Annotated in this window: 25 protein-coding genes; 16 read left to right on the top strand and 9 right to left on the bottom strand. The window is 52.6% G+C overall.

The genetic code is table 11. The features are described from left to right. The first annotated feature begins 43 nt into the window (after nucleotides 1–43). Nucleotides 44–1,489, top strand: coding sequence for a metalloprotease TldD (tldD, locus tag JTA15_RS15270; RefSeq protein WP_014171856.1), 1,446 nt, complete (start codon nucleotides 44–46; stop codon nucleotides 1,487–1,489). Nucleotides 1,490–1,539: 50 nt separating this feature from the next. On the opposite strand, the gene JTA15_RS15265 is transcribed toward tldD, so the two are convergent. Then, nucleotides 1,540–2,154, bottom strand: coding sequence for a YagU family protein (locus JTA15_RS15265; RefSeq protein ID WP_020883508.1), 615 nt, complete (start codon nucleotides 2,152–2,154; stop codon nucleotides 1,540–1,542). Nucleotides 2,155–2,372: 218 nt separating this feature from the next. Beyond that, nucleotides 2,373–3,299: an HTH-type transcriptional activator AaeR gene (gene aaeR / locus JTA15_RS15260; RefSeq protein ID WP_014171854.1), complete on the bottom strand. Its 927-nt coding sequence runs from the start codon at nucleotides 3,297–3,299 to the stop codon at nucleotides 2,373–2,375. A 179-nt stretch (nucleotides 3,300–3,478) separates the two neighbouring features. On the opposite strand from aaeR, the gene aaeX reads away from it, so the two are divergent. The 5 genes from aaeX (at nucleotide 3,479) to JTA15_RS15235 (ending at nucleotide 8,457) form a co-directional block, all read left to right on the top strand. Then, nucleotides 3,479–3,682: a p-hydroxybenzoic acid efflux pump operon protein AaeX gene (aaeX, locus tag JTA15_RS15255; protein WP_003860416.1), complete on the top strand. Its 204-nt coding sequence runs from the start codon at nucleotides 3,479–3,481 to the stop codon at nucleotides 3,680–3,682. A 7-nt stretch (nucleotides 3,683–3,689) separates the two neighbouring features. Then, on the top strand, nucleotides 3,690–4,622 hold the full coding sequence (gene aaeA, locus JTA15_RS15250) for a p-hydroxybenzoic acid efflux pump subunit AaeA (RefSeq protein WP_020883509.1): 933 nt from the start codon (nucleotides 3,690–3,692) through the stop codon (nucleotides 4,620–4,622). Nucleotides 4,623–4,627: 5 nt separating this feature from the next. Beyond that, nucleotides 4,628–6,595, top strand: coding sequence for a p-hydroxybenzoic acid efflux pump subunit AaeB (gene aaeB, locus JTA15_RS15245; RefSeq protein WP_014171852.1), 1,968 nt, complete (start codon nucleotides 4,628–4,630; stop codon nucleotides 6,593–6,595). 89 nt (nucleotides 6,596–6,684) lie between these two features. Next, complete coding sequence (locus JTA15_RS15240; protein ID WP_020883510.1) at nucleotides 6,685–8,139, top strand: NAD-dependent succinate-semialdehyde dehydrogenase; 1,455 nt, start codon at nucleotides 6,685–6,687, stop codon at nucleotides 8,137–8,139. A 45-nt stretch (nucleotides 8,140–8,184) separates the two neighbouring features. Continuing rightward, complete coding sequence (locus tag JTA15_RS15235; protein ID WP_014171850.1) at nucleotides 8,185–8,457, top strand: barstar family protein; 273 nt, start codon at nucleotides 8,185–8,187, stop codon at nucleotides 8,455–8,457. Between the two features lie 67 nt (nucleotides 8,458–8,524). Here the strand turns inward: JTA15_RS15235 and yhcN (JTA15_RS15230) are convergent, their stop codons facing one another. From yhcN (JTA15_RS15230) to argR, 3 genes are all read right to left on the bottom strand, one after another. After that, nucleotides 8,525–8,791 carry a peroxide/acid stress response protein YhcN gene (yhcN, locus tag JTA15_RS15230; protein ID WP_014171849.1) on the bottom strand — a complete coding sequence of 89 codons (267 nt, stop codon included), beginning with the start codon at nucleotides 8,789–8,791 and terminating at the stop codon, nucleotides 8,525–8,527. A 110-nt stretch (nucleotides 8,792–8,901) separates the two neighbouring features. Next, a complete protein-coding gene (gene yhcN / locus JTA15_RS15225) occupies nucleotides 8,902–9,165 on the bottom strand; it encodes a peroxide/acid stress response protein YhcN (RefSeq protein ID WP_014171848.1) in 264 nt (87 codons plus the stop codon). A gap of 378 nt (nucleotides 9,166–9,543) precedes the next feature. After that, entirely contained in the window at nucleotides 9,544–10,014 is a 471-nt protein-coding gene (gene argR / locus JTA15_RS15220; protein WP_014171847.1) for a transcriptional regulator ArgR, read from the bottom strand. Nucleotides 10,015–10,411: 397 nt separating this feature from the next. Between argR and mdh the strand changes: the two genes are divergently transcribed. Then, on the top strand, nucleotides 10,412–11,350 hold the full coding sequence (mdh, locus tag JTA15_RS15215; protein WP_014171846.1) for a malate dehydrogenase: 939 nt from the start codon (nucleotides 10,412–10,414) through the stop codon (nucleotides 11,348–11,350). A gap of 83 nt (nucleotides 11,351–11,433) precedes the next feature. On the opposite strand, the gene degS is transcribed toward mdh, so the two are convergent. The 3 genes from degS to zapG all read right to left on the bottom strand — a co-directional run bounded on the left by degS (nucleotide 11,434) and on the right by zapG (nucleotide 14,529). Then, entirely contained in the window at nucleotides 11,434–12,501 is a 1,068-nt protein-coding gene (gene degS, locus JTA15_RS15210) for an outer membrane-stress sensor serine endopeptidase DegS (protein ID WP_014171845.1), read from the bottom strand. Nucleotides 12,502–12,593: 92 nt separating this feature from the next. Beyond that, the gene (degQ, locus tag JTA15_RS15205; protein ID WP_014171844.1) at nucleotides 12,594–13,961 is read right to left on the bottom strand and encodes a serine endoprotease DegQ; all 1,368 of its coding nucleotides are present in this window, start codon (nucleotides 13,959–13,961) and stop codon (nucleotides 12,594–12,596) included. Between the two features lie 169 nt (nucleotides 13,962–14,130). Beyond that, nucleotides 14,131–14,529 carry a Z-ring associated protein ZapG gene (gene zapG / locus JTA15_RS15200; RefSeq protein WP_014171843.1) on the bottom strand — a complete coding sequence of 133 codons (399 nt, stop codon included), beginning with the start codon at nucleotides 14,527–14,529 and terminating at the stop codon, nucleotides 14,131–14,133. Nucleotides 14,530–14,718: 189 nt separating this feature from the next. On the opposite strand from zapG, the gene zapE reads away from it, so the two are divergent. The 3 genes from zapE (at nucleotide 14,719) to rpsI (ending at nucleotide 16,969) form a co-directional block, all read left to right on the top strand. After that, nucleotides 14,719–15,843 (top strand): cell division protein ZapE, encoded by a 1,125-nt coding sequence (zapE, locus tag JTA15_RS15195; RefSeq protein ID WP_106503527.1) that lies wholly within the window; start codon nucleotides 14,719–14,721, stop codon nucleotides 15,841–15,843. A gap of 289 nt (nucleotides 15,844–16,132) precedes the next feature. Further along, nucleotides 16,133–16,561, top strand: coding sequence for a 50S ribosomal protein L13 (gene rplM / locus JTA15_RS15190; protein WP_003860434.1), 429 nt, complete (start codon nucleotides 16,133–16,135; stop codon nucleotides 16,559–16,561). Between the two features lie 15 nt (nucleotides 16,562–16,576). Further along, the gene (gene rpsI / locus JTA15_RS15185; RefSeq protein ID WP_003860436.1) at nucleotides 16,577–16,969 is read left to right on the top strand and encodes a 30S ribosomal protein S9; all 393 of its coding nucleotides are present in this window, start codon (nucleotides 16,577–16,579) and stop codon (nucleotides 16,967–16,969) included. An 11-nt stretch (nucleotides 16,970–16,980) separates the two neighbouring features. Here rpsI and JTA15_RS15180 read toward each other — a convergent pair whose 3' ends face one another. Then, nucleotides 16,981–17,283 carry a hypothetical protein gene (locus JTA15_RS15180; RefSeq protein ID WP_136342246.1) on the bottom strand — a complete coding sequence of 101 codons (303 nt, stop codon included), beginning with the start codon at nucleotides 17,281–17,283 and terminating at the stop codon, nucleotides 16,981–16,983. On the opposite strand from JTA15_RS15180, the gene sspA reads away from it, so the two are divergent. The 6 genes from sspA (at nucleotide 17,282) to JTA15_RS15150 (ending at nucleotide 23,292) form a co-directional block, all read left to right on the top strand. Next, nucleotides 17,282–17,920, top strand: a complete 639-nt coding sequence (gene sspA / locus JTA15_RS15175) for a stringent starvation protein SspA (RefSeq protein ID WP_025202909.1) — start codon at nucleotides 17,282–17,284, stop codon at nucleotides 17,918–17,920. The two genes, JTA15_RS15180 and sspA, sit on opposite strands and share 2 nt — an antisense overlap. A gap of 5 nt (nucleotides 17,921–17,925) precedes the next feature. Then, nucleotides 17,926–18,417, top strand: a complete 492-nt coding sequence (gene sspB / locus JTA15_RS15170) for a ClpXP protease specificity-enhancing factor (protein WP_025202910.1) — start codon at nucleotides 17,926–17,928, stop codon at nucleotides 18,415–18,417. A 379-nt stretch (nucleotides 18,418–18,796) separates the two neighbouring features. Continuing rightward, nucleotides 18,797–19,480: a DUF1120 domain-containing protein gene (locus JTA15_RS15165; protein WP_020883513.1), complete on the top strand. Its 684-nt coding sequence runs from the start codon at nucleotides 18,797–18,799 to the stop codon at nucleotides 19,478–19,480. Between the two features lie 120 nt (nucleotides 19,481–19,600). Beyond that, nucleotides 19,601–20,305, top strand: a complete 705-nt coding sequence (locus tag JTA15_RS15160) for a fimbria/pilus chaperone family protein (protein WP_059305676.1) — start codon at nucleotides 19,601–19,603, stop codon at nucleotides 20,303–20,305. A gap of 9 nt (nucleotides 20,306–20,314) precedes the next feature. Beyond that, a complete protein-coding gene (locus JTA15_RS15155) occupies nucleotides 20,315–22,735 on the top strand; it encodes a fimbrial biogenesis outer membrane usher protein (RefSeq protein ID WP_219372465.1) in 2,421 nt (806 codons plus the stop codon). Then, nucleotides 22,732–23,292, top strand: a complete 561-nt coding sequence (locus JTA15_RS15150) for a hypothetical protein (RefSeq protein ID WP_032680188.1) — start codon at nucleotides 22,732–22,734, stop codon at nucleotides 23,290–23,292. Before JTA15_RS15155 ends, JTA15_RS15150 begins: the two co-directional genes overlap by 4 nt. Nucleotides 23,293–23,343 lie beyond the last annotated feature (51 nt).

Here is a 23,343-nt window from a genome sequence, read left to right as displayed (position 1 = left end):
ATTTATATACCGCCACGGGCGGCAACGAACGAGTAGCAATACGATGAGTCTGAACCTGGTAAGTGAACATTTGCTCGCAGCGAACGGCCTGAGCCATCAGGACCTGTTCTCCATTCTTGGTCAACTAACCGAACGCCGTCTCGACTACGGCGATCTCTATTTCCAGTCGAGCTATCACGAATCCTGGGTTTTAGAAGACAGCATCATTAAAGATGGCTCTTATAATATTGACCAGGGTGTCGGTGTACGTGCCGTCAGCGGCGAGAAAACCGGTTTTGCTTATGCCGACCAGATTAGCCTGGCCGCACTGGAGCAGAGCGCGCTGGCTGCGCGGACTATCGTGCGCGAAACCGGTGACGGTCGCGTGAAGACGCTGGGCGAAGTGCAGCACTCTGCGCTCTATACCAGTATCGATCCCCTGCAGAGCATGAGCCGTGAAGAGAAACTGGATATCCTGCGTCGCGTGGATAAAGTCGCACGCGCTGCGGATAAACGCGTGCAGGAAGTTTCTGCCAGCCTGAGCGGTGTCTATGAACTGATCCTGGTCGCGGCGACAGACGGCACGCTGGCAGCGGATGTGCGTCCGCTGGTACGTCTTTCTGTCAGCGTGCAGGTTGAAGACGACGGTAAACGTGAGCGCGGTTCAAGCGGTGGCGGCGGTCGTTTTGGTTATGACTGGTTCCTGGGCGATGTTGACGGTGAAGCACGCGCTGACGCGTGGGCAAAAGAAGCCGTGCGCATGGCGCTGGTGAACCTGTCTGCCGTGGCGGCACCCGCCGGTACATTGCCGGTGGTACTTGGCGCAGGCTGGCCTGGCGTGCTGCTGCACGAAGCGGTGGGCCACGGTCTGGAAGGCGATTTTAACCGTCGCGGCACCTCCGTATTCAGCGGCCAGATGGGACAACGCGTCTCATCTGAACTCTGTACCGTGGTTGATGACGGCACGATGCAGGATCGCCGTGGCTCGATTTCAATCGACGATGAAGGTACGCCCGGGCAGTACAACGTGCTGATCGAAAATGGCGTACTGAAAGGCTACATGCAGGACAAACTCAACGCGCGTCTGATGGGCGTTGCGCCAACGGGCAACGGCCGTCGTGAATCCTACGCGCATCTGCCGATGCCGCGTATGACGAACACTTACATGTTGCCGGGTAAATCCACACCGCAGGAGATCATCGAGTCCGTTGATTACGGCATCTTCGCGCCAAACTTTGGTGGCGGTCAGGTAGATATCACCTCCGGTAAGTTCGTCTTCTCCACTTCAGAAGCGTATCTGATTGAGAAAGGCAAAGTGACCAAAGCGGTGAAGGGGGCGACCCTGATTGGCTCCGGTATTGAAGCCATGCAGCAAATCTCCATGGTCGGTAACGATCTGAAGCTGGATAACGGCGTTGGTGTTTGCGGTAAAGAGGGCCAGAGCCTGCCGGTTGGCGTCGGTCAGCCAACGCTGAAAGTGGATAACCTGACGGTGGGCGGCACCGCCTGACCTGAACCAATCTGAAAAATGGCGCGACTGTAAAAGTCGCGCCATTTTTTTTAACGTGCGTTACCCAGCGGGATTTCCGGGTCGGGCTCGTGCGTGATGCGGTTACGTAGGTCACGACGAATGATTTCAATCGACCAGAACCAGATCAAATGCCCCACGATCTCTGAGACGTGTTCGTACCAGGGCAGTTCGAACAGCGGGGGTGTCAGCCCCATCAGCGGGAAGGAGATCATGTGAACAAAAAGCTGCGCTAACGCACCCGCCAGTAAACCTTGCCAGAGTTTAATTTTCGGGAAGACTTCAGCAACTACACAATACCCTACAGCAAAGACGATAGAGAAAATAATATGTGTTACGCCGACCGCGTTAAATATATGTCCGGCAAAGGTATAAACCGCGGCGTTAGGGTCAGCAATGCCCAGCCAGTCGCGTAAAAATACATAAGGAGGATTTAAAAAATTGCGGGAACAATCAATCTGACCTGCGGCTCTTATTAATTGCTCCGGTCCGCATGCGCTGGTGAATAAATCGGTAGGGCTTCGCGGCGGAAGCGGCACCTCTGCTCCCCATTTTACGAAGGCGGAGACAATCCCTGCAATCAAACCAATGAACGCGGCGAGTCCATAGCGCCTGCGTGAAGGCGGTGTTTGTTCAAATATATTCATTTCTTTTCCTTGTTTAACGTCATCCTGAGAAATACATTTTATTATTCATATCGGTAACAAATTAATAACAGCCTGACTGTCAGACTGTTTATAAGGTAAGGCGCAGATGGCGGCAGTGTCAATTCGCTATTCCTGGCAGGGGTGAAGGAATATTCCTGAATGACGGTCTGTATCATCCTGGAATATTCACCACAAATATACTTTTGGGAAATTAAAGGTTATTCCTTTCGTCTTTCGCGCATTCCCTGAAACAACTCCGCTACGTCCACAAAATACTCGGTCAGATAGTTTATGCATACCTGAACCTTGAGCGGCAGTTTGTCTTTCTCGGTATACAACGCGTACACCGGACGCGGATCGGACTGATAGCGCGGGAAGAGGATCTCCAGTACACCGCTGTTGATCTCGTTGATCACCCACATTAACGGCACATACGCGATCCCGGCGCCGGCCACCAGCCAGCGCGAGATGGTCATCGGATCGTTGGTGACGAACCGTCCTTCCGGCAGCAGTCTGGTGGAAATCCCTTCCGGGGCAATCAGCTCAAATTCATTGTCGGGGCGAACGCTGTACTCCAGCCAGGAGTGGTTGGTGAGATCGGCAGGTTTCTCCGGCACCCCATACTGAGCCAGATAGCTTTTCGAGGCGCAGACCACCATTGGCATACTGCCCAGCCGCCGGGAGAAGAGGCTGGAGTCCTGCAATGCCCCCACGCGGATCACCACGTCCAGCCCGTCGGCAATCAGGTCCGGGGCGGGAATGCCCGTGACCAGATTGACGGTTAATCCCGGGTACTCTTTCAGCATGTCAGCGGTCATGGCGGCGAGAACATTTTGTGCCATAGTTGAAGAACAACCGATGCGCAGCGTACCGATAGGCGTGTTGTTGAAGGCGTAAAGTTGTTCGTGCACATCCTGTACTTCGAGCAGCATGCGGCGACAACCCTGATAGTAAATCTTACCCGCTTCCGTCAGCCCAATGCTGCGGGTGCTGCGGTTGAGTAGCTTGACCTGCAGCTCATCTTCCAGTTTGGACACGGTCTGGCTGATGGAAGAGACGCTCATCTGAAGCTGACGTGCAGCGGCGGTAAAAGAGCCAAGTTCAACCACTTTGGCAAAGACCGACATCCGTTTTAGACGTTCCATTGTTAACTCTGACTTAAAAGTGATTTAGATCACATATTATAGATAACAGTATAACAGTTACGTTAATATATTATTAATTACATAACGGCTGCGCCATTCTCGCCCGGCGTTTCTTGCTCTCCTGCGGTGGCGTGCGCTAAAAAAGTCTGAAGCCTGCACTCTCTCTAATCAAGGTCAACATGAGTCTGTTTCCCGTTATCGTGGTGTTCGGTTTGTCGTTCCCACCGATATTTTTCGAGCTTCTTTTATCACTGGCGATTTTCTGGCTGGTGCGCAAGGTGCTGGTCCCCACCGGGATCTACGATTTTGTCTGGCATCCTGCATTGTTCAATACCGCGCTGTATTGCTGCCTGTTTTACCTGATATCGCGCATGTTTGTCTGAGGTTGATGTGAAAACGCTAACAAGAAAAATCTCCCGCACTGCCATCACCATGGCGCTCGTTATCCTCGCGTTCATCGCTATTTTCCGCGCCTGGGTCTATTACACTGAATCACCGTGGACGCGTGATGCACGCTTTAGCGCCGATGTCGTGGCAATCGCCCCCGACGTGGCGGGTCTCATCACTGCGGTCAATGTCCACGATAACCAGCTGGTGAAAAAAGATCAGGTACTGTTCACCATCGACCAGCCGCGTTATCAGAAAGCGTTAGAAGAAGCCGAAGCGGATGTGGCCTATTATCAGGCGCTGGCTTCCGAGAAACGTCGTGAGGCAGGTCGCCGTAACCAACTGGGTGTTCAGGCGATGTCCCGCGAAGAGATTGACCAGTCCAATAACGTCCTGCAAACCGTGCTGCATCAGCTGGCCAAAGCGCAAGCGACGCGCGATCTTGCCCGGCTCGATCTTGAGCGCACCGTGATCCGCGCACCAGCCGATGGTTGGATCACCAACCTGAATGTTTATGCCGGGGAGTTTATCACCCGCGGCTCAACCGCCGTGGCGCTGGTTAAACAGAACTCCTTCTACGTGCTCGCCTATATGGAAGAGACCAAACTGGAAGGCGTGCGTCCGGGGTTCCGGGCTGAAATTACGCCGCTTGGCAGTAACCGAGTGCTGAAAGGTACCGTCGACAGCGTAGCCGCAGGGGTCACTAACTCCAGCAGCTCTAACGATACTAAAGGGATGGCGACGGTGGATTCCAACCTGGAATGGGTACGTCTGGCCCAGCGTGTGCCGGTGCGTATCCACCTGGATGAACAGCAGGGCAATCTGTGGCCTGCCGGGACCACAGCGACGGTGGTGATCACCGGTGAAAAAGACCGTGATGCCAGCCAGGACTCCATCTTCCGTAAAATTGCCCATCGCCTGCGCGAGTTTGGTTAATCGTTATGGGTATCTTTTCCATCGCCAGCCAGCACATTCGCTTCGCCGTTAAGCTGGCGTGTGCCATTGTGCTGGCGCTGTTTGTCGGCTTCCACTTTCAGCTGGAAACCCCCCGCTGGGCCGTACTGACGGCGGCGATTGTCGCGGCAGGGCCTGCCTTTGCTGCGGGCGGGGAACCTTACTCCGGGGCGATCCGCTACCGTGGGATGCTGCGCATCATCGGGACATTTATTGGTTGTTTCGCCGCACTGACCATCATCATATTGATGATCCGCACGCCGCTACTGATGCTGATGGTGTGCTGTATCTGGGCGGGCTTCTGCACCTGGCTCTCGTCGCTGGTGAAAGTGGAGAACTCCTACGCCTGGGGGCTGGCCGGTTATACCGCGCTGATTATTATCATCACCATTCAAAGCGAACCGCTGCTTGCCCCACAGTTTGCCGTGGAACGCTGCAGTGAGATTGTCATTGGTATTGTCAGTGCCATTGTCGCTGACCTGCTTTTCTCTCCTCGCTCCATTAAGCAGGAAGTGGATCGTGAACTGGATGCGCTGATTGTTGCTCAGTATCAGTTGATGCAGCTCTGTATTAAGCATGGTGACAGCGAAGAGGTGGATAAAGCCTGGAGCGCTCTGGTGCGCCGCACCACGGCGCTGGAAGGGATGCGCAGCAATCTGAACATGGAGTCTTCGCGCTGGGCCCGTGCCAACCGCCGCCTTAAAGCCATCAACACCGTCTCCTTAACGCTGATTACCCAAGCGTGTGAAACCTATCTGATCCAAAACACCCGCCCGGACGCGGTAACCGATACCTTCCGCGAGCTGTTTGCGGAGCCGGTGGAAACCGTGCAGGACGTACACAAACAGCTTAAACGCATGCGCCGGGTCATTGCCTGGACCGGGGATCGTGATACGCCAGTGACGATCTATACCTGGGTCGGGGCCGCGACGCGCTACCTGTTGCTGAAACGCGGTGTGATCAGTAACACCAAAATCAGCGCGGTGGAGGAAGAGGTGCTGCAGGGTGAAGTGGTGATCAAGGCAGAATCCGCCGAACGCCATCACGCGATGGTTAACTTCTGGCGAACAACGCTTGCCTGTATGCTCGGCACGCTGTTCTGGCTGTGGACCGGCTGGACCTCCGGCAGCGGCGCGATGGTGATGATCGCCGTCGTTACCGCGCTGGCGATGCGTCTTCCGAATCCGCGCATGGTGGCCATTGATTTCCTGTTCGGCACAATTGCTGCACTGCCGATTGGCGCGTTCTATTTTCTGGTGATCATTCCCTCGACCCAGCAGAGCATGTTACTGCTCTGTATTAGCCTCGCGGTGATGGCGTTCTTTATCGGAATCGAAGTGCAAAAACGTCGGCTGGGTTCATTGGGTGCCCTGGCCAGTACGATTAACATCATTGTGCTGGATAACCCGATGACCTTCCATTTCAGCCAGTTCTTAGACAGCGCTTTAGGTCAGCTGGTGGGTTGTTTCCTGGCGATGATGGTCATTCTGCTGGTGCGGGATAACTCTCAGGCACGGACGGGCCGCGTGCTGTTGAATCAGTTTGTCTCGGCTGCCGTGTCCTCCATGACCACCAATACCGCGCGTCGCAAAGAGAACCACCTGCCGGCGCTCTATCAGCAGCTGTTTTTACTGCTGAACAAGTTCCCGGGTGACATCGCCAAGTTCCGTCTCGCCTTGACCATGATTATCGCGCACCAGCGTTTGCGTAATGCCCCCGTGCCCATCAATGACGATCTGTCGGCTTTCCACCGCCAGCTGCGTCGGACGGCCGACCACGTGCTTTCCGCCTCCAGCGATGACAAACGACGTCGTTACTTTAAGCAACTGCTTGAAGAGCTGGATATCTACCAGGAGAAGCTGAAAGTCTGGGAAGCACCGCCTCAGGTGACAGAGCCGGTAGGACGGCTGGTGTTTATGCTGCATCGCTATCAGAACGCCCTTACGGATAACTGACTGAAGTAAAAAAGCCGACGCCAAAAGCGTCGGTTTTTTTGTGGCTATACTTATTCCAGCATGCTCTTACATTCAGGAAGGGAGGACACATGACAACCCAGGCGCTTCAGGATAATCACCTTTTTCAGACCGGTTATCTGGTCAACGGCATATGGAAAACGCTGGACACGACGTTTGATGTGCTGAACCCGGCTACCGGTGAGGTCATCGCCAGAGTAGCCAAAGCCGGCAAAGCAGAAACCGAAGACGCCATTGCCGCGGCGGCCAAAGCTTTCCCGGCATGGCGCGCCAAAACCGCGAAAGCGCGTTCGGCAATTCTCTACCGCTGGTACGAACTGATCATTGAGAACAAAAGCTGGCTCGGGCGTTTAATGACCACCGAACAGGGCAAGCCCCTGAAAGAAGCGGAAGGCGAGGTGGAATACGCCGCGAGTTTTATCCAGTGGTTCGCCGAAGAGGCCAAGCGCGCGAACGGCGAAATTATTCCACCGATCAAACCGGGCTCCCGCATCCTGGCGACCCGCGAGCCCATCGGCGTGGTCGCGGCGATTACGCCGTGGAACTTCCCGATGGCCATGCTCACCCGTAAATTAGGTCCGGCGCTGGCGGCAGGGTGTACCGGGGTAATCAAACCGGCAAATAACACACCTCTCAGCGCCTTCGCGCTGCTTACGCTGGCAAAACAGGCCGGCGTACCGGATGGGGTACTCAACGCCGTAGCCGGGAATACGCATGAAATCAGTGACGCGATTATGGCGAGCCATGAGGTGCGGAAAATCTCCTTTACCGGCTCGACTTCCGTCGGCAAAACGCTGGTGCGTAACGCCGCAGAAACCATGAAGAAAGTGTCGATGGAGCTGGGGGGCAATGCGCCGTATATCGTCTTTGAAGATGCGGATATCGAGGCTGCCGTTAAAGGGGCTATCGCCAATAAATTCCGCAATGCCGGCCAGGTCTGCGTCAGCGTTAACCGTTTCTATATTCAGGAAACCGTCTACGACAAATTTGTGAATAAGCTTGCCGATGCGGTGAATGCCCTGAAGGTCGGGAATGGTCTGGAAGAGGGCGTCATCGTGGGGCCGCTGATCGAATCCTCCGCCGTCGATAAGGTGCGTGAACACGTTGAAGATGCCGTGGCCCGGGGGGCGACCGTTCTGGCGGGCGGTAAACCCCATTCGCTTGGCGGCAATTTCTGGATGCCAACTGTCCTGGGCGATTGCCATGAAGGCATGAAACTGGCTGAAGAAGAGACGTTTGGGCCGGTTGCGGCCTGCTTCCGTTTTACCTCGGAAGATGAGGTTATCCAGCGTGCCAACAACACGCCATATGGCCTGGCGGCTTACTTCTATACCCAAAATCTGGCACGTGTCTTCCGCGTGTCGCAGGCCATCGAAAGCGGGATGATAGGAATTAACGAATGTGCCGTCTCCACAGAGCTGGGGCCGTTTGGTGGGGTAAAAGAGTCTGGCCTTGGGCGTGAAGGGTCCGTGCTGGGGCTGGAAGAGTATCTGGAAGTCAAAACCCTGCATATTGGGGGATTATAATAATCAGGGCGGCGAAGGCCGCTCGCCTGGACTGGGTGACTGGCAATGAAAACCTATACCTTTGATTTTGACGAGATCGACAGTCAGGATGACTTCTATCGTGAATTTATCCGGGTGTTTGATCTTGAACGGGAAAGCGTCACCAATCTGGACACGCTGTGGGACGTGGTGACCGGCAGCCTGCTGCCGTTACCGCTGGAAATTGAGTTTATCCATCTGCCTGAAAAGTTGCGTAGACGGTTTGGCGCACTCATTTTGCTGTTTGATGAAGCGGAAGAAGAGCTGGAAGGGCAGCTACGCTTCAACGCGCGCCATTGATCAAGCCATAAAAAAGCCCCTGACCAGAAGGCCAGGGGCAAGTCGTATGATGAGATACGACGAGGGTTTATTTATACAGTTGAGCCGTTGCATGCCAGTGGTCACCCTGGTTCAGCTCGGTGACGCGATAGCTGCTGGCGCCTGCTTTTTCAGCTTTAGCGGCCAGTGCCTGACGGATATCCATTGGAGAGCCGGTAACGGAGGTCACAGACACACTCCCCATAGACTGCAGATTCTGCGCCTGGTCAGCGTTCACTTGCTGTACGGCTGCACTTGCGCCGAAAGAGAGAACGGATGCCAGACCGAGGGTTGCGATGATGAATTTGGTTTTCATAGTTTTTGCTCCTGAATAGGGTTTTTGCTCAACGGCGAGAAGGGTTGAACTGCTATTTTTATGCCTGGTGCTGTTGAGTAGAGATTTTGGTCTTCAGTTATTACTAAAACTTATTTGTACAGCTCAGCGGTGGCGTGCCAGTGGTCACCTGAACGCGCTTCAATGATGCGATAAGATGACGCACCTTGTTCTTCCGCTTTTTTGTTCAGCATCTCATGCATGTCCATTGGAGACGTGCCGATTGCGCCCACGGAAACCGTACCGATTGCCTGGCGGGATTGTGCCTGCTCGGCATTGATAGCGTCAGCGGCGAAAGCACCGAATGACAGGACAGACAGGACGCTGAGCGCCGCTACAGTAGTTTTGATTTTCATGATTCTTTACCTCGTCGAATTTTTAGTGGGGTCTTTGTTTCGTGACCCTCATCACAAAATCAAGTATACACTAATAACGGTAAAAATTAATACCAGACTAATTGTTTCTGTTGTTATTACGTATTAACTAACCTGTTTTTTATAACCTAATGGCATAAAATTGTGCGTTTATTGTTCAATGGGGTGGCTGTATATCTAAGAAAATCATATGGATATCAGCTTTTGATTTTTTGTGCGATTTTTTGATTTATCATTCACCAAATGAATGTTAATGGGCGGTAAAAAGCACTATTTGTTAAAGTAAAGGGCGGGATAAAACAGGGGGAAACGCGGCAGAAGCAGAATGATCCCCGCAGCAGGACGCCACGGGGAGGGTAATCAGAGTTCCTGCTCGAACAGGTCCAGAATCGCTTCGTAGAGATCTTTCACTGAGAAGCCATTGGCGGGGGTAGTGAAGATGGTATCGTCACCCGCAATCGTCCCAAGGATGCCTTTGGGCTTACCCAGCGAGTCCAACATACGTGCAATCAACTGTGCAGCACCCGGGCTGGTATGGATCACAACAACGGCATCGTTGTAATCGATATCGAGAACCAGATTCTTTAACGGACTGGAGGTGGTTGGCACGCCAAGTTCTGCAGGCAGGCAGTAGACCATCTCCATTTTGGCGTTACGCGTACGTACCGCACCAAATTTGGTTAACATGCGGGAGACTTTCGACTGGTTGATGTTATCGAAGCCTTGTTCCTGTAAAGCCTGAACAATTTCTCCCTGAGAACTGAATATCTCTTCTTTGAGTAGCGCTTTAAACGCCTTCACTAAATCTTCTTGCTTAGACGAGCTTCGCATAAGTCACCCGGAATATGACGAAAGAAACAACATTATTATGCATGTGGATGAATTTTTATGCAAATTATCTGCCAGCGGTTAGGCTGAAATAATGTTATGAAAGGGAGTGATTTTATCAGATTTCGTTATCAGAAAACATGCCTGGGTCACGGCAAGCAAATAAGCTTAAAAGTAAATTAAATGTTATCAAAATGATGTTGTTTTGGTGGCGTGGCAGGGTGTATTGTAACCCCCTCTTAATTCGTTGTCGTCTGTCGTCAGATAGCCTTCTGGTGAGAGATAAAGTCGCGCGACCTCAAATTATTTAGTGACGAAAATTGTAATTAATTACCTGCTGAATTATGGTCGCCGCAACGGAGTTACAGATACTTAAGTTAACCATAATAAGGAGTTTAGGATGAAAGTCGCAGTCCTCGGCGCTGCTGGTGGTATCGGCCAGGCGCTTGCCCTACTACTGAAAACCCAACTGCCTTCAGGCTCAGAACTCTCCCTGTACGATATTGCTCCGGTAACCCCAGGTGTGGCGGTTGACCTGAGCCACATCCCGACAGCTGTGAAAATCAAAGGCTTCTCCGGTGAAGATGCTCGTCCTGCCCTGCAGGGCGCGGACGTGGTGCTGATCTCCGCTGGTGTGGCGCGTAAGCCAGGCATGGATCGTTCAGACCTGTTCAACGTCAACGCGGGTATTGTGAAAAACCTGGTGCAGCAGATTGCTGAAACCTGCCCGAAAGCGTGCATTGGTATCATCACTAACCCGGTGAACACCACGGTCGCTATCGCGGCAGAAGTGCTGAAAAAAGCCGGTGTTTACGATAAGAACAAACTGTTCGGCGTAACCACGCTGGACATCATCCGTTCCAACACCTTTGTGGCTGAACTGAAAGGCAAACAGCCTTCAGAAGTTGAAGTGCCGGTTATCGGCGGTCACTCTGGTGTCACCATTCTGCCTCTGCTGTCGCAGATCCCTGGTGTTAGCTTCACCGAGCAGGAAGTGGCTGACCTGACCAAACGCATCCAGAACGCGGGCACCGAAGTGGTGGAAGCGAAGGCGGGTGGCGGTTCTGCAACCCTGTCTATGGGTCAGGCGGCGGCACGTTTTGGTCTGTCACTGGTTCGTGCACTGCAGGGCGAGAAAGGCGTTGTTGAATGCGCGTATGTTGAAGGCGACGGAGAACACGCTCGTTTCTTCTCTCAGCCGCTGCTGCTGGGTAAAAACGGTATCGAAGAACATCAGCCGATTGGCAAGCTGAGCGCGTTTGAACAGAACGCGATGGAAGGCATGCTGGATACGCTGAAGAAAGATATCACTCTGGGCGAAGAGTTCGTTAACAAGTAAAACGGATGTCCCCATAGGCCGGGTAAGCCGTCATGCCGCCCGGCAAAAAAAACGGAGCAATGCGCTCCGTTTTTTTATGCCTGTCAGTTGGTGGCCGGGTATTCCTGAATCGTCACCTGCAGCGTCAGCTTCTTATCGTTACGCATGACTTCAACCGGGATGATAGAGCCAGGACGGATCTCCGCAACCTGATCCATGGTCTCCAGCGCCGATACCGCTGGTATGCCGTTGACCGACACGATGACATCATTAACCTGAATTCCCGCGTTAGCCGCCGGGCCGCCAGGCGACACTTCGTTGACCACGATGCCCTGAATCTGATCGATGCCACCGCCCTGCGAATGCATAGGCGCAATTTCACGACCGCCAATACCAATATAACCGCGGATCACACGGCCATCGCGGATCAATTTATCCATGATCTTGGTCGCCAGCTGGAATGGAATGGCGAACCCAATCCCTTCCGGCGTCTCACCGTCATTGCTTTTATCGAACGAGAGGGTATTGATACCCATCAGTTCGCCCAGCGAGTTGACCAGCGCACCGCCGGAGTTACCGTGGTTGATGGACGCATCGGTTTGCAGGAAGTTCTGCCGTCCCGACGGGTTGAGGCCAATGCGACCGGTGGCGCTGATAATCCCCTGGGTGATCGTCTGGCCCAGGTTATAAGGGTTACCGATAGCCAGCACGACGTCGCCAATATGAGGGGTTCGTTTACGGTTGATAGGAATAACCGGTAAACCGCCCGTGGCGTTGATCTTCAAAACAGCCAGGTCGGTCAGGCTATCCGAGCCCACCAGCAGGGCCTCAAACACGCGGCCATCCTGCAGGGCAACGATGATCTGGTCGGCATCGTTAATCACGTGTTTGTTGGTAATGATGTAGCCGCGCTCGTCCATAATTACCCCGGAGCCGAGAGTGCGGATCTCCAGCTGGTTATGGGCTGAGCTATTGAGGCCACGGTTATAAACGTTAACCACGGCAGGCGCGGCACGGCGAACGGCCTGGTTGTAGGTCGCAGGCGTTTCATCCGCACTGTCGAACTGAGGCGCCGACAGCTTATTGAACTGGCGTAAAGACGGCATGACGACCAGCAGCAGGCCGGCAACAATCAAACCGATGACAATTGAACGAAAGAGCTTTAAAAGCATGATGCGCGTGTCGTTAATAAAGGAACGATTTGCAGCATAACATGAGTTATCCGGACATCACACGCAGCGGTGATGTCCGGAATCGCAAATGCTTAGCGCAACAGAATATAGATAGACTCGTTGCCGCGCATAACCTGCAGGGCAATGACCGCCGGTTTGCTTTCCAGCACCTTGCGCAGTTCTGCGATGGATTGCACGCGATTGCGGTTCACGCCGATGATCACATCATCCTGATGCAATCCGGCCTGCGCGGCAGGGCTGCTCTTCTCGACGGTATCGACACTAATCCCTTTCGTCCCGTCTTTCAGCTGTCCATCGCTCAGCGTTGCCCCTTGCAGCGCCGGGGCGATAAGCTCCGCGCTGGCAGAGGATGAGGTGCTCTTATCAAGCGTCACTTCGACATCCAGCGGCTTACCATCACGAATCAGGCCTAACTTCACTTTGGCACCCGGTTCGGTGGTGGCAATACGCGAGCGCAGTTCCGCAAAGCTGCTCAGCGGTTTATCGTTCAGGCTGACAATCACATCGCCCGACTTCACGCCAGCTTTTGCCGAGCCGGAGTTTGGCAGCACTTCACTGACAAACGCACCGCGCTGCACATTGATGTTGAACGCTTTCGCGATGTCAGCGCTCATCTCCATCCCTTTGATGCCCAACAGCCCGCGTTTGACCTCACCGAACTGAATGAGCTGCTGCGCCAGCGTTTTGGCCATATTGCTGGGGATGGCAAAACCGATGCCGATACTGCCGCCGCCCGGCGCCAGGATAGCGGTGTTAATCCCAATCAGCTCGCCGTTGAGATTGAGCAATGCCCCGCCGGAGTTCCCTCGGTTGATTGAGGCATCGGTCTGGATAAAGTTTTCCAGACCTTCCAGATTCAGACCGCTGCGACCCAGCGCCGAGATTATCCCGGAGGTGGCGGTTTGCCCTAAACCAAACGGATTTCCCACGGCGACAGCAAAATCACCGACACGCAGTTTATCGGAGTCCGCAATGGCAATTTGAGTCAGATTGCTCGGGTTTTGCACCTGCAGCAGTGCGATGTCGCTCTGGTCATCGCCGCCAATCAGTTTGGCCTCAAACTCACGCCCATCGTTCAGCTGTACGCTGATTTTATCGGCCTGACTGATAACATGATTGTTGGTCAGAATATAACCTTTGGCCGCATCAATAATGACGCCAGAACCCAGACCTTCAAAAGGCTGCGCCTGCTGGTCGGGCGACTCATCGCCAAAATATTTTTTCAGTTCTTCAGGTACGCGTTGATTTTGTAATGCCGTGCCTTCTACCTGCACGCTCACTACCGCAGGCAGAACTTTTTCCAGCATTGGCGCAAGGCTTGGAATTGCCGCCTGGCCGGGTACCTGGGAAGGCAGGGCGGCAGATGCAGGGAAGGACGCCGAGAGAGATAACCCGACACTTAACGCTATAGCGCTCAACAGCTGGTTTTTTTTCTTCATCGATGCTGACTCTCGTAACCTGGAATAAAGGAAAAACGGCCCTAAAACACGTTGATGTTATTGAATTTTAAACCGCTGAACAATGAAGTGCTTACTCAATAATAGCTGGGGTCATGAAGAAAGGACGGGCGCAATAGCAGCGCCCGTAAAATAAATTCAGGTTGTGCGATTAATCGCGTTTTGCACCGCCGCGCAGCAGGCCAGACGCGCCATCTGAATAGTCGCGTGGCATCTGAACAGGGGCCTGATCGTTACCGGCTTCAGAGTCGGCCAGACGGTTACGGAATGGATTGGATTCCGCGGTCATTTCTGGCAGCAGGCTGCTGGAGCTTTTTGCCATATGTTGATAGAGCTGACGATAGTCGGTCGCCATGTTGTCCAGCAGCTCGGCGCTACGGGCAAAGTGGCTGACCAGCTCTTCACGATACTCTTCCAGTTCGGCTTTGTTCTTTTCCAGTTCGTACTGCAGTGACTGCTGCTGACGCAATTTGCGATTACCGAAACGCATGGCCACAGCACCAATGACGATGCCGACGACTAAACCGATTAGCGCATATTCCCAGGTCATGAACTTCTCCCGTTGTCTTGTTGTTCCGTAGGGTGTTGGCTCGGCTCCTGCCTGTGCCTGATATTGCCACTATAACCGCTATTTCCGCAGAAGTGGAATCCTGACGTATCATCGCGTAGTGTAGAACGGCCTTTTTTTCATCAGTCACGTCTGCTGGTGAGTATTATTTGAAGGAATAACAATACGTTTATGCAAAACCTGTCCCCTGCATCGCGATACCAACTTGCCCTAAATGAGGGTACACATCAGCCGGATGACGTTCAGCGTGAAGCGGTGAATCGTCTGGATACGATTTATCAGGAGCTCACGGCAAAACCTGCAGAGGGTGAACAGACCGGTGGGTTGAAGGCGGCTCTGGGGCGGTTGCTCGGAAAAAAAGAGCCACAGACTCATGCGCCGGTGCGCGGTTTGTATATGTGGGGCGGCGTCGGGCGCGGGAAAACCTGGCTGATGGACCTCTTTTATCTGAGCCTGCCGGGTACCCGTAAGCAGCGTCTGCATTTCCACCGCTTTATGCTGCGGGTTCATGAAGAGCTGACGGCACTGCAGGGCAAAAGCGATCCGCTGGAGATTGTGGCCGACAGGTTCAAGGCGGAAACGGACATACTCTGTTTTGACGAGTTTTTTGTCTCCGATATTACCGACGCCATGCTGCTGGGTGGCCTGATGAAAGCGCTGTTCGCGCGCGGGATAACGCTGGTGGCGACCTCGAATATCCCGCCGGATGAGCTTTACCGCAATGGCCTGCAGCGCGCGCGTTTCCTGCCCGCTATTGATGCCATCAAACAGCACTGCGACATCATGAATGTTGATGCCGGGGTGGATTACCGCCTGCGTACCTTAACTCAGGCGCATCTGTGGCTCTCTCCCTTAAACGATGAGACCACGCAGCAGATGGATAAACTGTGGCTGGCGCTGGCGGGGGCAAAACGGGCTCATGCCCCTGAGCTCGAGATTAACCATCGCCCGCTGCAAACCCTGGGTGTCGAAAATCAAACCCTGGCCGTCTCCTTTGCAACGCTCTGTGTGGATGCCCGCAGCCAGCATGACTACATCGCGCTCTCGCGTTTGTTCCATACCGTGATGCTGCTCAACGTGCCGGTCATGACGCCGCTGATGGAAAGCGAAGCGCGCCGCTTCATTGCGCTGGTCGATGAGTTCTATGAGCGTCACGTGAAGCTTGTGGTCAGCGCCGAGGTACCTTTATATGAGGTGTATAAAGGCGAGCGGCTGAAGTTTGAGTTCCAGCGCTGTCTGTCGCGCCTGCAGGAGATGCAAAGCGAGGAGTATCTTAAGCTTCAGCATATGCCATAAATGCGACCTTCTCCCTGTGGGAGAGGGGCTGGGGGTGAGGGCGGCAGACCGCAAAAACCTTACCCCCGAAAAACCCGCCTCGAATCACATTTAAGGGTCGATCTTTGACCTCAACTTCTCTATAATCTTGCGACCCCACGTTACGAGAAGGTTTTTTTCCCGAAACTTTCTATGTGTCGGCATTAGCTATTCGAAGGGGTAGGTTTGCCGGACTTTGTCGTGTGAACCTCAACTGACTAAACGTTTGGGTGTTCACCAACGTGTAACTTATTATTTGGGTAAGCTTTTAATGAAAACTTTTACAGCTAAACCAGAAACCGTTCAGCGCGACTGGTATGTTGTTGACGCGACCGGTAAAACTCTGGGCCGTCTGGCTACTGAACTGGCTCGTCGCCTGCGCGGTAAGCATAAAGCGGAATACACTCCGCACGTTGATACGGGTGATTACATCATCGTTCTGAACGCAGATAAAGTTGCTGTAACCGGCAACAAGCGTACAGACAAAATGTACTACCATCACACTGGCCACATCGGTGGTATCAAAGAAGCGACCTTTGAAGAGATGATTGCTCGCCGTCCTGAGCGTGTGATTGAAATCGCGGTTAAAGGCATGCTGCCAAAAGGCCCGCTGGGTCGTGCTATGTTCCGTAAACTGAAAGTTTACGCAGGTAACGAGCACAACCACGCGGCACAGCAACCGCAAGTTCTTGACATCTAATCGGGATTATAGGCAATGGCTGAAAATCAATACTACGGCACTGGTCGCCGCAAAAGTTCCGCAGCTCGCGTGTTCATCAAACCGGGCAGTGGTAAAATCGTAATCAACCAACGTTCTCTGGAACAGTACTTCGGTCGTGAAACTGCCCGCATGGTAGTTCGCCAGCCGCTGGAACTGGTTGATATGGTAGAAAAACTGGATCTGTACATCACCGTTAAAGGTGGTGGTATCTCCGGTCAGGCAGGTGCGATCCGTCACGGTATCACCCGCGCTCTGATGGAGTACGACGAATCCCTGCGTTCTGAACTGCGTAAAGCTGGCTTCGTTACTCGTGACGCTCGTCAGGTTGAACGTAAGAAAGTGGGTCTGCGTAAAGCACGTCGTCGTCCACAGTTCTCCAAACGTTAATCCTTTTCTGCTTACGCAGAAACGATTGGCGAAAAACCCGCTTCGGCGGGTTTTTTTTTATGGATAATGTGCAGGTTATCCACAGCATCACTGCATATATCTTCTCTTTTTCCACATTTCCAGAATCCCCTCACCACAAAGCCATCAAAATCTGGTAAACTATCATCCAATTTTCTGCCCAAATATCGGTGAATACTCGTTTTTTGTTCGATTCTTGAACAATGTGTTTTCTCTGGGATGGGCGATACAACATCTGGCTGGCCCTGTTTGGGCTGGTAGCAGTAAAAATTCTGAATATACCTGGAGGTTTTCATGGCTGTCGCTGCCAACAAACGTTCGGTAATGACGCTGTTTTCTGGTCCTACTGACATTTATAGCCATCAGGTTCGTATCGTGCTGGCCGAGAAGGGTGTCAGTTTTGAGATCGAGCATGTGGAAAAGGATAACCCGCCTCAGGATCTGATCGATCTCAACCCGAGCCAAAGCGTACCGACGCTGGTGGATCGCGAGCTGACCCTGTGGGAATCCCGTATCATTATGGAATATCTGGATGAGCGTTTCCCGCATCCACCACTGATGCCTGTTTACCCTGTTGCACGTGGTGAAAGCCGCCTGTACATGCAGCGTATCGAAAAAGACTGGTACACGCTGATGAACGTTATCGTCAACGGTTCCTCTGCTGAAGCAGACGCTGCACGTAAGCAACTGCGTGAAGAGCTGCTGGCGATTGCCCCTGTGTTTGGTCAGAAACCATTCTTCCTGAGCGATGAGTTCAGCCTGGTAGATTGCTACCTGGCGCCGTTGCTGTGGCGTCTGCCAACCCTGGGCGTAGAGTTCAGCGGTCCGGGCGCGAAAGAGCTGAAGGGCTACATGACTCGCGTATTTGAACGCGATTCTTTCCTGGCATCTTTAACTGAACCGGAACGTGAAATGCGTCTCGGCCGAGGCTAATGACTGTGGAAATGTCACAACTTACCCCACGCCGTCCGTATCTGCTGCGCGCCTTCTATGAATGGCTGCTGGATAACCAGCTCACGCCGCACCTGGTTGTGGATGTGACGTTGCCGGGCGTGCAGGTTCCTATGGAATATGCACGTGACGGGCAGATCGTACTGAACATCGCGCCGCGCGCGGTGGGTAACCTTGAACTGGCCAACGACGAAGTGCGCTTTAACGCGCGTTTCGGCGGTGTGCCGCGTCAGGTTTCTGTACCGCTGGCTGCGGTGCTGGCGATTTATGCGCGTGAAAACGGTGCAGGCACCATGTTTGAGCCGGAAGCGGCTTATGACGAGGATGTTGTCGGCCTGAATGACGAAAACGGCGCTTCGGAAAACGAAAGCGAAACGCTGATGTCGGTCATTGAGGGGGACAAGCCCGATCACAATGACGATCCTGATGACGATCCGCCGCCGCGCGGAGGCCGTCCGGCACTGCGCGTTGTGAAGTAGTAAAAGCATTTTTATCGACTATCCAGTTAGTTATTCAGACTAGCTGGATTTTTTTATGTCTTTTTATGTCAAAACGTTTAATAAAGTAAATTATATACATCCCTTCTTTTTTGCCTGCCCCCACCGTTCGGATAATTTCAAGCTATATCTCCGCTGAATATAATATGTCGTTTTAAAGCTATATGCACTCTTATAAATAAATATCACTTATTGATAACGTTATTCTAAATCCATAAATTAATTTTTCTAAATTGCTTGTATTTATAAAGATTATATTATCTACGCATGCTCTCAAGCATGACGATAAACAGTATGGGGTAAATTTATTTATCCCTGCTGTATTTAATATTGCAATTACTCATATGTTAAGGAATAACAAGTGAAAAAGGTTTTACTCGCTACTGCGCTCTCTCTGTGTGTGACATCCGCTTTTGCGGCTAACCCGACTGCCGTTCTGAAAGTCAAAGGTACGCTGACTAATTCAGCCTGTACGCCTCAGTTAAGCAACGGCGGAACGGTTGACTACGGCACAGTTAGTTTGGGTGGTTTAAGCTCAACGGCAGTTAACCAGCTGGGCCAGAAAGACATCGATCTGACTATTACCTGCACCGCAGCAACAAAAGTGTCCTGGAATATGATTGACGATCGCGCTGATTCTAACGCGAAACTCACCGTTGAGAATGGCATGTTTGGTGGTGGTTCTAATTCGTCTGAAAGCCAGACTTACGGTGTAGGTAAAACAACAGGTACAACACCAGTGAACATCGGAACATACTCGCTGTTCGTTAAAACTGACAGCGTAATGGCTGACGGCGCTAAAGTTGACCCAATTTACCAGCAGAATGCTACGGGTAACTGGTCGAAGAGCACCAACGGTACAACTCAGGGCGATAACTATCGTGATTTCACCGTTGCGACTGTTGGCACCCTGGCTCCACTGGCGTTCCAGACCGCAACCTTCCCACTGGTGACCTCTCTGGCGATCCAGGATACCACCACGCTGGCGATCACTGATGACACCCAGCTTGATGGTCAGGTGACTATCAGCCTGCGTTATCTGTAAGACTTTTAATCGAGTAAACGTAATTTAATTAACCGGAGAGTAAATGCGCTGCATTTACTCTCTTTTTAACGGCGCGATAAACATGGACTGTTCTGTTGTTGCTTTCAAGGAGATATTATTATGCATTGTTTAAAATCCACTTTATTTAACACGCTTATTACTGCCGCGTTATTATCTGCCAGTGTTGCTGTACATGCAGAAGGCATGGTGCCTGAAACCAGTCTGTTAATCATTGATGAAGCAACGCACAGTGGAACCATTAACGTCAAGAATACCGATTCGCATCCTTCACTTTTATATACAAATGTCGTTGACCTGCCGGACGATACCGGTCTTAAGCTTATTGCAACGCAGCCGGTGGTACGTCTTGAGCCAGGTCAGACGCAGCAGCTGCGCTTTATTCTTCAGAACAAACAGCCATTGGATGTAGAGCATTATAAACGCGTCACATTCGACGGTATTCCGCCTAAAAACGATGATAAAAAAATAAAGATTGGCATTAACATTCGCCAGGATATCCCCGTGCTTATTCGTCCGACATCCCTGGGAGTGGTCACTGATGCCTGGAAGTTCCTGAAGTGGTCCTCAAACGGCACATCCGTCACCGTGAACAATCCCAGCAAATATGTGGTCCGTCTTGGGCAGAACGTAATGCTGCTGCCTTCAGGTGTGAGTGCCTCTCTGTCCAAAACCTACATTCTTCCTGGCGAAACGCTAACGGCTGATATGAGTAAGAAAGTCAGCGGTGACAGCAGCGTTAAGTTTTTCCCGGCCAGTCGCTATGGCGTTGAGGTACCGAGCTTTACGTCGGAATTAAATAAATAAAATAGGGATATGACGGTGAGTAAACAAAGCCGCCTTGCACTTTGTGTCCGCGCCATTCTTTGCGGCACATTACCTCTGGTGTTACTTGATTCAACATCCGTACTGGCGAGGGAGGTCACCTTCGACACGGGGATAATGCAAACGCTGGGGTTGAATAAAGATCTCAACCATTACTTCGCAGAAGCACCACGCTTTTTACCCGGAACCCACTCCGTTTCGGTGAAGGTAAACGGGAAAGAGCGAGGAATGGCTGCAGTTCGTTTCAACAAAGACGGCATGCTTTGCTTTGATAACGATCTCATGGAGTTTGCTGGGCTGATGCCTGTGTCAATAAAGTCCGGTGAGGAGTGTCATGATATTCGGGATAACTATCCTAAAGCCGTCATCAACGCCTTGCCTAACCAGGAGGCCGTTGAACTCTATCTGCCAGCTGAAGCGCTGAACAGTCTGTCGTCGGATATCAAAAACTTCCAGCATGGCGGAACGGCGGCGCTGCTGAACTATTCATTGTTCAGCACCCATAACGACTATGGTGACGATGACAGCAGCCGCTACTCTCAGGCCAGCCTGGAAGCCGGATTCAACACGATGGACTGGGCGCTGCGCAGCCGTTATATCCTGACGGATGACGACGGTAGCCGAAATGCCGAAAGCATTTACACCTATGCAGAGCATGTCTTTACCGCGCAAAAAATGACGATGCAGGTGGGTGAAATCAACGCCATGTCCAACGTGTTGAGCGGGGTGCCGATTACCGGCGTTCAGTTTATGCCGACCAGCGGTCTGGCGAGAGCAAGCTCTGGCGTGAGCGTTTCCGGTATTGCCCAGTCTTCCCAGGCACGTGTCGAAATCCGCCAGAACGGTCAACTGGTCTTCAGTACCCTTGTGCCAGCCGGCCCCTTCACGCTGGATGACGTGCCCGTGGTTCGCAACAATGTAGATCTGGACGTCTCGGTGGTGGAATCCGACGGCGCGACTAACCGTTTCATCGTCCCGGCGTCTCAGGTAAGGGCGCGCAACCTTTCACGCCCGCAGGGTCTAACCCTTTCTGTAGGTCAGGTGCGCAGCATCGACAGCGACTATAACGATCCGCTGGTGATGAACATCTCTGACGGCTGGCGTGTCTCTCCGTGGATGAATCTCCTGGCTTCAGGTGCCGCTGCGGAAAACTATCAGGCGGCAGGCGGCAGGACAGAGTTCCTGATAAGCGATGACTGGACCCTTTCAACGGGTGCGGCAGTCAGCAATGCGAGCTTTGCTGACAGCAGCAGCGGGGTAAAAACCGAGCTGCAAAGTGATTACATCCTGAACGAGTACGTCGGTTTTTCAGGCAGTGCGACGCATTACAGCGGAGAGTATCGCGAACTGGCTGATGCGATGGACGATGATTATCAGGGATATGACAACACCTATTCCGGCAACGTTCGCTTCTCCTCCCCTCTGGCGGGGGTGTTTAGCGCAGGGTTCAACTACAACCAGACCAGCGGTGACGGTGAAGATTCACGTTACCTCTTGCTGTCATGGGGCAAGACCTTTACGTACGCGTCAGTATCCATGAACTGGCAAAGTGCGGTCGGTAATGTCGATGACGATCAGGACAATGAGATGTTCTACGTCAACGTGAGCATCCCGCTCGGCGGCAGTCAGTCCATCAGTACCTATATGCGTAAACAGGGTGATAGCACCTCCTATGGCGCGTCTAACAGCGGCTCGCTGGGAGACAATACGAACTATTACATCTCAGCCGATCGCGATCAGGATTCGAAAGACAACAGCTTCAACGGCAACATCAACACTAACCTGCGCTATACGCAACTGAGCGTGGGGGGCGGAACCAGTGGGGATAATCAGCGGAACTACAATGCGACATTGTCGGGTGGCGTGGCCATGCATAAAGAGGGTGTGACTTTCTCGCCGTATACGATTCAGGACACCTTCGCGATTGCCAGACTGAGCGAGAAGAAGAGCGGCGTTGAAATCTCCACTCCGCAAGGTACCGTCTGGACCGATCCATGGGGCCAGGCCGTGGTACCTTCACTCAACGAATGGCATAACTCCCGCATAGAAATTGATGCTAATAAGCTGCCGCAGAGTATGACGCTGGCTAACGGCACGAAATATATTGCCGCAGGCCATGCCTCGGTCAGCGAGATTGATTTCAAAGTACTCAACAGCCGCCGCGTCATGCTAAGCGTTAAGCAGGCTGACGGTCAGCCCCTGAGTAAAGGGATCTCGATTGTTGATGAGAAAGGTAACTATATCGTGACCACGGTTGATGATGGCCACGTCTTTATTAACGATGCCGATCAGCTGAGTGCGCTCTACGCGCTAGACGGTGACAATAACCGACTGTGTAAGATTGATTACACCCTGGCTGATAAGCGTGACGAAAATGCCTTCTATGAAGAAGTGAACGGAGTCTGCCGATGAACAGTCGACACTTATCGGGCTTAGTGGCCTTGCTGATGCTCGGTGTGACAGGAATAACCCATGCTGAAGAGTGCCAGCTCAGTCTCTCACAGCCGGTGGTGGATTATCATGAGATGCGCCGGGATACGATCGAAACGACGCAGCAGGACTGGCATAAAATGGCCGATCGTGACATCACGGTAAACGTTTTCTGCCCTCAGTCTCAGCAGATGGCGGTGATACTGCGCGGTACAGCGGGAGATAAGGGGCGGTTTCTTTTTGGGCAGTCCGGCGGTGTCGCAGTCAAAATTGACAACATGACCGTCGATGGCAAAAGTTACACCGTGGGTAAAACGGTCGATCAGCTGAATTTTACGCCGGAAAACGGTACACCGACGCCGTTCTATCTGCGTAATAACGAGGCGGTGATTGCGCTTGAGAATAACCAGGTCCCTTCCGGCCAGCAGATGAGTTTCAACGTAACGCTCTCACCGGTTCTCAACGAAAGCGCGTTCAGCCATCTGACAGATCAAACTACGCTGGAAAGTGATTTGACCTGGAGCTTATTGACGAAGTAACCCTTCTTTTTGCGGCACCACAGAAAAGCGGAGCTGCAGGGGGAAAATCAA

This window comes from Enterobacter sp. BIDMC 29, from assembly GCF_019378755.1.
GTDB lineage: Bacteria > Pseudomonadota > Gammaproteobacteria > Enterobacterales > Enterobacteriaceae > Enterobacter > Enterobacter ludwigii.
Note: the sequence above shows the minus strand (reverse complement) of the source record. Positions and strands in the feature narration are given on the sequence as shown.

Coding starts and splice junctions, on each gene's coding strand:
- mdh (WP_014171846.1), top strand. CDS start 10,412: ATGAAAGTCGCAGTCCTCGGCGCTGCTGGTGGTATCGGCCAGGCGCTT.
- aaeB (WP_014171852.1), top strand. CDS start 4,628: ATGGGTATCTTTTCCATCGCCAGCCAGCACATTCGCTTCGCCGTTAAG.
- rpsI (WP_003860436.1), top strand. CDS start 16,577: ATGGCTGAAAATCAATACTACGGCACTGGTCGCCGCAAAAGTTCCGCA.
- JTA15_RS15235 (WP_014171850.1), top strand. CDS start 8,185: ATGAAAACCTATACCTTTGATTTTGACGAGATCGACAGTCAGGATGAC.
- yhcN (WP_014171849.1), bottom strand. CDS start 8,791: ATGAAAACCAAATTCATCATCGCAACCCTCGGTCTGGCATCCGTTCTC.
- rplM (WP_003860434.1), top strand. CDS start 16,133: ATGAAAACTTTTACAGCTAAACCAGAAACCGTTCAGCGCGACTGGTAT.
- JTA15_RS15150 (WP_032680188.1), top strand. CDS start 22,732: ATGAACAGTCGACACTTATCGGGCTTAGTGGCCTTGCTGATGCTCGGT.
- aaeX (WP_003860416.1), top strand. CDS start 3,479: ATGAGTCTGTTTCCCGTTATCGTGGTGTTCGGTTTGTCGTTCCCACCG.
- zapE (WP_106503527.1), top strand. CDS start 14,719: ATGCAAAACCTGTCCCCTGCATCGCGATACCAACTTGCCCTAAATGAG.
- aaeR (WP_014171854.1), bottom strand. CDS start 3,299: ATGGAACGTCTAAAACGGATGTCGGTCTTTGCCAAAGTGGTTGAACTT.
- zapG (WP_014171843.1), bottom strand. CDS start 14,529: ATGACCTGGGAATATGCGCTAATCGGTTTAGTCGTCGGCATCGTCATT.
- argR (WP_014171847.1), bottom strand. CDS start 10,014: ATGCGAAGCTCGTCTAAGCAAGAAGATTTAGTGAAGGCGTTTAAAGCG.
- JTA15_RS15160 (WP_059305676.1), top strand. CDS start 19,601: ATGCATTGTTTAAAATCCACTTTATTTAACACGCTTATTACTGCCGCG.
- JTA15_RS15265 (WP_020883508.1), bottom strand. CDS start 2,154: ATGAATATATTTGAACAAACACCGCCTTCACGCAGGCGCTATGGACTC.
- sspA (WP_025202909.1), top strand. CDS start 17,282: ATGGCTGTCGCTGCCAACAAACGTTCGGTAATGACGCTGTTTTCTGGT.
- yhcN (WP_014171848.1), bottom strand. CDS start 9,165: ATGAAAATCAAAACTACTGTAGCGGCGCTCAGCGTCCTGTCTGTCCTG.
- degS (WP_014171845.1), bottom strand. CDS start 12,501: ATGCTTTTAAAGCTCTTTCGTTCAATTGTCATCGGTTTGATTGTTGCC.
- JTA15_RS15155 (WP_219372465.1), top strand. CDS start 20,315: ATGACGGTGAGTAAACAAAGCCGCCTTGCACTTTGTGTCCGCGCCATT.
- JTA15_RS15180 (WP_136342246.1), bottom strand. CDS start 17,283: ATGAAAACCTCCAGGTATATTCAGAATTTTTACTGCTACCAGCCCAAA.
- JTA15_RS15240 (WP_020883510.1), top strand. CDS start 6,685: ATGACAACCCAGGCGCTTCAGGATAATCACCTTTTTCAGACCGGTTAT.
- tldD (WP_014171856.1), top strand. CDS start 44: ATGAGTCTGAACCTGGTAAGTGAACATTTGCTCGCAGCGAACGGCCTG.
- degQ (WP_014171844.1), bottom strand. CDS start 13,961: ATGAAGAAAAAAAACCAGCTGTTGAGCGCTATAGCGTTAAGTGTCGGG.